Below are 8,668 nucleotides of genomic sequence, written 5' to 3' on the forward strand. Positions count from 1 at the left end.
GCGTGCCGCTCTCGGCCCATCTGCGACGCATCCGCTGCGCCGCCGCCGACCTGCTCTACCCGCCGCTCTGCACCTGGTGCCGGGCCGAGGTGCTTGAGCCGCATGCGCTGTGCCCCGCCTGCTGGAAGGCCACGATCTACATCGCCCACCCGCTCTGCGATCGCTGCGGGGCGCCGCTGTCGGGGTCCGATGACGCGCCGTTCTGCGACCATTGTCTCAACCGGCCGCTCGCCTTCCGGCGCGCCCGCTCCGCCGTGCTCTACGAAGGGGTGGGCCGGGACCTGGCGCTCGCTTTCAAGCATGGCGACCGGCTCGACATCGCGCGCCCCGCCTCGACCTGGATGCGCCGCATCGGGCGGGAGCTGCTGGAGGATGCCGATTGGGTCGCCCCGGTCCCCCTGCACTGGACCCGCCTGCTGAAACGGCGCTTCAACCAGTCGGCCGAGCTCGCCCGGCGCGTCGCCCGCGATGCCGGGCGCCCCTATTGCGGCGACCTGCTGCGCCGGACCCGGGCCACGCCCTCGCAAGGCGGGCTCGGCCGCGACGAACGCCGCGCCAACCTCGTCGGGGCCTTCGCGGCGCACCGCCCCGCGCGCATCCGCGGCGCCCGGATCCTGCTGGTCGACGACGTCTACACCTCGGGCGCCACCCTCTCGGCCTGCGCCGACGCGCTTCTTGCCGCAGGCGCGCTCCGGGTCGAGGCGCTTTGCCTCGCCCGCGTTGCGCCCGAGGCCGACGGCCCTATATTCTCGGCCAGCGAACAGAAGGAACCGAGATGAAACAGGTGGAGATCTACACCAGCCCGATCTGCGGCTATTGCGTGCGCGCCAAGCGTCTGCTGGACGCCAAGGGCGTGGCCTATGTCGAGCACGACGTGTTCTCCGAGCCCGGCGCGCGCGACGAGATGGCCAAGCGCAATCCAGGCGCCCGCACCGTGCCCCAGATCTTCATCGGCGAGGAGGCGGTGGGCGGTTGCGACGAGCTCTACGCGCTCGACAAGGCCGGCAAGCTCGACGGGCTGCTCGCGGCATGACGGCGCCGGTCACGGGGCTGCGCGCAGGCCTGATCCAGACCTGCGCGGGCGACGTGCCGGCGGAGAACTTCACCCAGGCCGCCGCCCTGATCCGCAGGGCGGCGGCCGAGGGCGCGAACATCGCGATGACGCCGGAAGTGAGCAACATCGTCACCTTCTCCCGCGCGCTGCAGGCCGAGATCCTGAAGCCGGAGGCCGAGGACCCGAGCCTCGCCGCCTATCGGGAGCTCGCTGCGGAACTCGGCGTCTGGCTGCTGATCGGCTCTCTGGCGCTGAAGGCCGAGGATGATCCGGGCGAGGCGCGGCCGCGCTTCGTGAACCGTTCGTTCCTGATCGACGCCGCGGGCGGGATCGCGGCGCGCTACGACAAGATCCACATGTTCGACGTCGAGGTGGGCGAGGGCGAGAGCTATCGCGAATCCGCCGCCTATCGGCCGGGCGGGCAGGCGGTGGTCGCCGACACCCCTTGGGGGCGGATCGGCATGACCATCTGCTACGATCTGCGTTTCCCCGCGCTCTACCGCGCGCTGGCCGAGGCCGGGGCGCAGATCCTGACCATCCCCTCGGCCTTCACCCGGCCCACCGGCGCCGCGCACTGGCACACGCTGATGCGGGCGCGGGCGATCGAGACCGGATGCTTCGTGCTCGCTCCCGCCTCGACCGGCGAGCATCCGGTGGTGGCCGCGCCGGGCGGGCGGGTGCGCCAGACCTACGGCCACTCGCTTGCGGTCGACCCATGGGGGGCGATTCTCGCCGATGGCGGCGATTCGGTCGGCGCCACGCTGGTCGATCTCGACCTGGGCGCCGTGGCGGCGACTCGCGCCCGGATCCCGTCGCTCGCCAATGCGCGCGCCTTCGAAAGCCCGACGACGTAGCGTCTCCATAGGTTTTGTCGGGGACACGGTGCTCAACCACAGGCCGTTGCGACATAGGCCTCCGAAAGATGTTCCGTATCGGGACTGAATTCGATCACGACATTGTTGACAATGCCGGTGTTGTTGAACATCGTGCTCCCAAGGCGTCCATAGGAAGGCGGCTCACCCAGCCACGGCTCCCCAGGCCAAAGTCCTTTCGATGGCGTCGTCGCAATCTTCTGGCCCTCATGGTCAGGACTGCGTGGTCAGCGTAGGGACAGCCGGTTTCGGCCGGTGCGTGCGTTCATTGTCCCAAACGACGCAAGTCGTTCATCCGCGGGGGCGCCCCACCCCCGCGGATTTGACTTTCGGGGCTTCCGCACCGTTTCGCTCTGTTTGCGCGCGCCTTCGGCGCACGCGGCGGAGTCGTGCGGATCTCTGGGGAAAGGCTTGACCTTCCTGCGACTGGAATCCCTATCTTCAGGGCGTCAGTCATCGGGAACGCGCCATGAAGCACGCCGACATCGGCCTCGACCTCTCCGATTGCGCGCCGCTGGCGCTCGACATCACCGGCATGACCTGCGCGGGCTGGTCGAGGCGGGTGAAGCGCGCCGCCTCCGCCGCGCCGACCGCGGGCGGGGCCCAGGTGGCGATGGCGCCGAGCCGGGTCTCGGTGGTGTGGACCGCGCTGCGGCTCTCCCGATGGACGCCGAAGGAGGCGCATTCATGAACATAAAGGACGCGGCCGGGGTCTCGGGCCTGCCGGCCAAGACCATCCGATATTACGAAGACATCGGGCTGATCCGCCCGCGGCGCGAGGCCAATGGCTATCGCGATTTCTCGGAGGCGGACACCCATAAGCTCGCCTTCCTGTGCCGCGCCCGGCGGCTGGGCTTCGCCATCGAGGATTGCCGGGCGCTGCTGGCGTTGTGGGAGGACCGGGACCGGGCCTCTGGCGACGTGAAACGGCTGGCTGAGGCGCATCTCGACGAGATCGACCGCAAGATCGCGGAACTGACCGGCCTGCGCGCCACGCTGTCGGATCTGGTGCATCGCTGCCATGGCGACGGGCGGCCCGATTGCCCGATTCTCACCGATCTCGCGGGCTCGGAGGCGGTGGCATGAGGCGTATGCGCGGGGCGGGGATCGCGGTGGGACTGGCGATGGGGGCGGCGGGGGCCGCAGGGCTGGCCGATCCGGCGCCCGAGGGTTTCGCGACCCCCGCGCTTTCCGGCCCCGCGGCGGAGGGCGCGCCTATCTTCGCCGCCAATTGCGCGGTCTGCCACGGGCCATCGGGGATCGGGACCGATCAGGGGCCGCCGCTGATCCACCGGATCTACGAGCCGTCGCATCACGGGGATTTCGCCTTCGTCTCGGCCATCCGCCGCGGTGTGCGGGCGCATCACTGGCGCTTCGGCGACATGGCCCCGGTCCCGGGCCTTGCGGATGACGAGGTGCTGGCGATCATCGCCTATGTGCGCGCGGTGCAGGCGGCGAACGGCATCGACTGAGCGCGCCCCGCCCGCGCTTGACGCCGCCGCCGTCCGCGGAGCTTCTTGGCTGCGTCACGCAAACGTCGCGGTGCGGCTGCTATCTCTGGCGTGACCGCAAAACGACCTGAGGGGAGGGCAGACATGCTCCGCACCACCGCCGCCATCGCGCTGGCGCTCGCCGCCGGCTCCGCCGCCACCGCCCAAACTGCGGGCCAGACCGTGGCCCAGGCCGACAGCGCCTGGTTCACCGACGCCAAGGCGGTGATCGACGCCCGCCTCGCCGCGCAGCCGATCGTGAAGCGCGCCAAGAACGTGATCCTGTTCGTCGCCGACGGCATGGGGGTCGGCACCAACTACGCGGTGCGCGTGTTCGACGGCCAGCAGAAGGGGATGCTGGGCGAAGAGAACGTGCTGCCCTATGAGGCCTTCCCCAATGTCGCCCTGGTCAAGACCTACAACATCAACGCCCAGACCCCGGATTCGGCCCCGACCGCCGGCGCGATGAACACCGGCGTGAAGCAGCGCTTCAACCTGATCAACCTCGGTGAGAACGCCATCACCAAGGACTGCTCGACCGAGGCCGCCAACCAGCTGACCACCTTCGCCGAAGTGGTGAACGGCATGGACAAGTCGGTGGGCGTCGTCTCCACCGCCCGCCTGACCCATGCGACGCCGGCCGCCGTCTACGCCAAGACCGCCTATCGAGACTGGGAGGATGCGGCGCCCGAGGGCTGCATGGACATCGCCTCCCAGATGGCCGAGGCGATGAAGTCGGGGCTGATCGACGTGGCGCTCGGCGGCGGCCGGCGTCATTTCCTGCCCGAGACCGCGACCGACGCCGAGGGCAAGACCGGCAAGCGCAAGGACGGCAAGGACCTGGTGGCCGAGATGATCGCCGCCGGCGCGCAGTTCATCCACGATGACGAGACCGCCAAGGCGGCGAAACTGGACGGGACCCCGATCGTGGGGCTCTTCGAGTCGAGCCACATGAAATACGAATATGACCGGACCGGAGAGCCCTCGCTCGCCGAGATGACCGCGATGGCGATCAAGTCGCTTTCGACCAACGCGAACGGCTTCTATCTCGAGGTCGAGGGCGGCCGGGTCGACCATGCCAACCATGACGGCAACGCCTTCCGCGCCATGACCGACGGCGTCGCCTTCGCCCAGGCCGTGGCGATGGCCGATGAGCTGACCGACGACCAGGACACCCTGATCATCGTCACCGCCGACCACGAGCACGCCATCGCCTTCAACGGCTATTGCGGCCGCGGCACCCCGATCACCGGCCTGTGCTACGATGTCGACGACAAGGGCATCAAGCACTCGGCCGATCTCGCGACCGCCGACGATGGCAAGCCCTATCCGGTGATCGGCTTCCTCAACGGCCCGGGCTCGATCCTGGTCAAGCAGGCGGACGGGACCTATTCGGGCACGCGCCCCGAACTGACCCAAGCGCAGGCGCTCGACCCCGAGTTCCTGCAGCAGGCGCTGATCCCCAAATCCTCCGAGACCCATTCGGGCGAGGACGTGGCGGCCTGGGCGAAGGGGCCCTATGCGCATCTGCTGGGCGGCACCATCGAGCAGAACGTGATCTTTCATGTGATGATGCACGCCGTCTCGGCGGAGTGAGCCTTTTCTGATGACGGGGGCCCGTTCCGGCGGGCCCCCGTCGCCGTTTTCCGGGAGAGTTCCAATGGTTGTCCGTCGCCGCCTGCTGTCCTTCCTCGCCGTCGCCGCCTGCGCGCCGGGGATGCGCCTGCGCGCGGCGGAGACGCTGAGGATGCGCGACCTTTACGAAAAAGACCTCAGCTTTTCCGCGCTTGCCAAGCGGCTGGAAGGGGAGCGGGTGGAAGTGAGCGGCTTCATGGCCCCGCCGCTGAAGGCGGAGAGCCGGTTTTTCGTGCTCACCAAGCGCCCGATGGCCACCTGTCCGTTTTGCGAGAGCGAGGCGGAATGGCCCGACGACATCCTCGCGGTGTTTTCGCAACGGGTGATCGCGCCGATCCCGTTCAATGTGCCGGTGGTGGGCGAAGGCGTGCTGGCGCTTGGGCCGCATACCGACCCCGAGACCGGCTTCGTCAGCCGGGTGCGGCTGGAACGCGCCTCGGTCGAGCGGGCATGACGCGAGCGTTCGGGCGGGCGGAGATCGCGGCGGCGGGCCCTCCGGTCCCTGATCTGGTGATGGAGGGGGTGGAGGTCCGCGCGCCCGATGGCAGGGTGATCCTGCGGGTGGGTCGGCTGGAGGTTCGGGCGGGCACGACGCTCGGCATCCGCGGGCCTTCGGGCGCGGGAAAATCGACGTTGCTGCATGTGGCGGCGGGGCTGGTTCCGGTGTCGGCGGGGCGGGTGGCCTGGGGCGGGACCGACCTTGCCGCGCTGTCCGAGACCGAGCGCGACGCCTTCCGGCGCGCGCGGCTCGGTCTGATTTTTCAAGATTTTCTGTTGTTCGAGGCTGTCGGCGCTCGAAAACGCCGCCGTGGCCGCGGCCTGGGCGCCGGGGGCGGAACGCGCGGCGATCCGGGCGCGGGCGGCTGGGCTGCTGGAGCGTTTCGGCGCGCCGCGGGACCGGGACGTGGCGACGCTGTCGGGTGGCGAACGGCAGCGGGTGGCGGCGGCGCGGGCGCTCGCCTGCGACCCGGCCGCGATCCTCGCCGATGAGCCGACCGCGAGCCTTGATCGCGAAAACGCCGACCGGCTGGTGGGCGACCTGATGGGACTGGCGCGCGAGGCCGGGCGCACGGTGATCGCGGTCAGCCATGACGCGGCGCTGATCGCGGCGATGGACCGCGTGGTGCAGGTGGTCGACGGGGCGGTGCGGGGATGATCGAGGCGATCTGGGCGTTTTGGGCCGACGCGCCCCCCGCCACGCAGGACGCGGTCTGGCTGGCGGCTCTGCTGATCCCGGCCGCGCTGACCGGGGTTTTGGTGCTGCGCGGGCAGGCTCCGTGGTCGCTGGTGCGTGCGCTGCTGCTGCGGTTTCGGTGGACCAACCTGCTCTTCGCGCTGCTGATGGCGCTGTCGGTCGGCCTCGGCGCCGCGCTGATCGCGCAGGAACGCGCGGTGCGCGAGGGCTCGGCCCGGGCCGCGGCGCCCTTCGATATTCTGGTCGGGGCGCCGGGCGACGAGATCGGGCTGATGCTCGCCGCCGTCTACCTGCAACCGGCCGCTGTGCCGTTGCTGGGCGGCGATGTGCTCGAAAGACTGCAACGAGACGACCGTCTCAGCCTCGTCGCGCCGCTGGCTTTCGGCGACAGCCATGACGGGGACGCGATCGTCGGGACCACGGAAGCCTTCCTTGAAAAGCTCGGCGGGCCGCTGACCGAAGGACGGGTGTGGGCGAACGCGCATGAGGCGGTGGTCGGCGCGCGATCCGCGCTGCGCCTCGGCGACGAGATCGAGCCCGCCCATGGCGCGGGCGCCGCGGCCGAAGAGCACGCCCATCAAGGCGCCCGTCTGACCGTGGTCGGGCGCATGGCCCCGACCGGCGGGCCCTGGGACCGCGCCGTCGTCGTCCCGGTGGAATTCGTGTGGGAGGTCCACGGCCTCGCCAATGGCCACGCGCCGGGAGACGACCGTCTCGGCCCCCCCTTCGACCCTGCCCATTTCCCCGGAACGCCCGCCTTCGTGGTCTCGGCCCGGACCCTCGCCGGCGCCTATGGCGCACGGGCACGACATTCCGACGCGACCTCCATGGCCTTCTTCCCCGGCGCGACGCTGAGCCGGCTGCATCTGCTGCTGGGCGATCTGCGCGAGGCGATGTCGCTGATGGCGCTGGCCGCCCAGGCGCTGTCGGCGGCGGGGGTGCTGGGCGGGCTGGTGGCGCTGACCCGGCTCTTCGCGCGCCGCTTCGCGCTGATGCGCGCGCTGGGCGCCCCGCGGCGCTTCGTTCTGGCGGTGGTCTGGGCCTATGCGGCGACGCTGATGGGGGCGGGGGCCGCGCTGGGGCTGGCGTTCGGGCGGGCAGGGGCCTGGGCCTTGTCCGCGGCGCTGTCGGCGCGCACCGATCTGGCGCTTTCGGCCGGCATCGGCTGGCCCGAGGCGCATCTCGCGGCCGCGGTGTTCTCCCTGACCACGCTGCTGGCGCTCGCCCCCGCGCTCGCGGCTTACCGTCGCCCCGCGGTGGCGGATCTGCGCGGCGGCTGAGCCGCTTGGCGCTTGCCCCGGCCGAGCGGGAAGGCCATACCCCCGGGACCACCGGCCGCGTCGCCGCAGGTCCGTTGACCCACGGCGAGGTTGCGCCTAGCTGACCTTCGTCGGCCCCCGTCGCGCATCCGCGCGCGAGCGGGGCCTATCGCAGCGAATTCCAAGGGCCGATCCATGCTTCAGCGCACCGTCGAGACCGACGCCCCCGGCCAAGGCCGCCTCGCCCACGCCCCGGCGGACCATCCGGCGCAGCCGCGGGCGAAGATCGGGGTGATGCTGGTCAATCTCGGCACGCCCGACGCGACCGATTACTGGTCGATGCGCCGCTATCTGGGCGAGTTCCTGTCGGATCGCCGGGTGATCGACCTCAACCCGTGGTTCTGGCAGCCGCTGCTGCAGCTGATCATCCTGACCAAGCGCCCGTTCAGCTCCGGCAAGAACTACGCCGGGATCTGGAACAACGAGCTGAACGAGAGCCCGCTGCTGACCACCACCCGATCCCAGGCCGAGCTTCTGGCCGCGCGGATGGCGGGCGATGCGGGGGTGATGGTCGACTACTGCATGCGCTACGGAAATCCCTCCACCGAATCCCGGGTTAAGGCGATGCAGGCGGCGGGCTGCGAGAAGATCCTGTTCTTCCCGCTCTACCCCCAATACGCCGGGGCCACGACCGCGACCGCCAACGACGCGTTCTTCGCCGCCCTGATGAAGCTCAACTGGCAGCCCGCCAGCCGCACCGTGCCGCCCTATGCGGCCAATCCGCTCTATATCGACGCGCTGGCCAAGTCGGTGGAGCGCGCCTATGCGGGCATGGACAAGCGCCCGGACGCGCTGGTCACCTCCTATCACGGCCTGCCCAAGCGCTATCTGGTGGAGAAGGGCGACCCCTATCATTGCCAATGCGCCGCCACCACGCGCCGCCTGCGCGAGCGTCTCGGCTTCCCGCCCGAAGAGGTGGTGCTGACCTTCCAGTCCCGCTTCGGCGCCGAGGAATGGCTGCAGCCCTATACGGTGGAGGAGGTCGCGCGCCTCGCCCATGCCGGCAAGAGGCATATCGCGGTGATGGCCCCGGCCTTCTCCTCCGACTGCGTGGAGACGCTCGAGGAGATCAACGAGGAGATCAAGGACGCCTTCATGGAGGC

The 8,668-nt window shown here is 70.4% G+C and carries 10 protein-coding genes and 1 pseudogene; all 11 read left to right on the top strand.

The window, feature by feature from the left end; all coding sequences use genetic code 11:
* Positions 1-2: 2 nt before the first annotated feature.
* Positions 3-779 carry a double zinc ribbon domain-containing protein gene (locus ACTB72_RS18595; RefSeq protein WP_463038505.1) on the top strand — a complete coding sequence of 259 codons (777 nt, stop codon included), beginning with the start codon at positions 3-5 and terminating at the stop codon, positions 777-779.
* A complete protein-coding gene (gene grxC, locus ACTB72_RS18600) occupies positions 776-1,033 on the top strand; it encodes a glutaredoxin 3 (RefSeq protein ID WP_463038506.1) in 258 nt (85 codons plus the stop codon). The genes ACTB72_RS18595 and grxC overlap by 4 nt, the downstream gene beginning before the upstream one ends.
* Positions 1,030-1,908, top strand: coding sequence for a carbon-nitrogen hydrolase family protein (locus ACTB72_RS18605; protein ID WP_463038507.1), 879 nt, complete (start codon positions 1,030-1,032; stop codon positions 1,906-1,908). The genes grxC and ACTB72_RS18605 overlap by 4 nt, the downstream gene beginning before the upstream one ends.
* Positions 1,909-2,395: 487 nt before the next feature.
* On the top strand, positions 2,396-2,617 hold the full coding sequence (locus tag ACTB72_RS18610) for a heavy-metal-associated domain-containing protein (RefSeq protein WP_463038508.1): 222 nt from the start codon (positions 2,396-2,398) through the stop codon (positions 2,615-2,617).
* Positions 2,614-3,012: a Cu(I)-responsive transcriptional regulator gene (cueR, locus tag ACTB72_RS18615; protein WP_463038509.1), complete on the top strand. Its 399-nt coding sequence runs from the start codon at positions 2,614-2,616 to the stop codon at positions 3,010-3,012. Before ACTB72_RS18610 ends, cueR begins: the two co-directional genes overlap by 4 nt.
* Positions 3,009-3,398, top strand: coding sequence for a c-type cytochrome (locus tag ACTB72_RS18620; RefSeq protein WP_463038510.1), 390 nt, complete (start codon positions 3,009-3,011; stop codon positions 3,396-3,398). Before cueR ends, ACTB72_RS18620 begins: the two co-directional genes overlap by 4 nt.
* Positions 3,399-3,521: 123 nt before the next feature.
* On the top strand, positions 3,522-5,012 hold the full coding sequence (locus tag ACTB72_RS18625) for an alkaline phosphatase (RefSeq protein ID WP_463038511.1): 1,491 nt from the start codon (positions 3,522-3,524) through the stop codon (positions 5,010-5,012).
* Between the two features lie 64 nt (positions 5,013-5,076).
* A complete protein-coding gene (locus tag ACTB72_RS18630) occupies positions 5,077-5,505 on the top strand; it encodes a hypothetical protein (protein WP_463038512.1) in 429 nt (142 codons plus the stop codon).
* Between the two features lie 59 nt (positions 5,506-5,564).
* Positions 5,565-6,207 (top strand): annotated as a pseudogene (locus ACTB72_RS18635) (ABC transporter ATP-binding protein).
* Positions 6,204-7,526 (top strand): ABC transporter permease, encoded by a 1,323-nt coding sequence (locus tag ACTB72_RS18640; RefSeq protein WP_463038513.1) that lies wholly within the window; start codon positions 6,204-6,206, stop codon positions 7,524-7,526. Before ACTB72_RS18635 ends, ACTB72_RS18640 begins: the two are co-directional and overlap by 4 nt.
* 174 nt (positions 7,527-7,700) lie before the next feature.
* Positions 7,701-8,668: ferrochelatase (gene hemH / locus ACTB72_RS18645; protein WP_463038514.1), on the top strand; the 968-nt coding region annotated here is incomplete at its 3' end.

Source organism: Albimonas sp. (genome assembly GCF_055129145.1).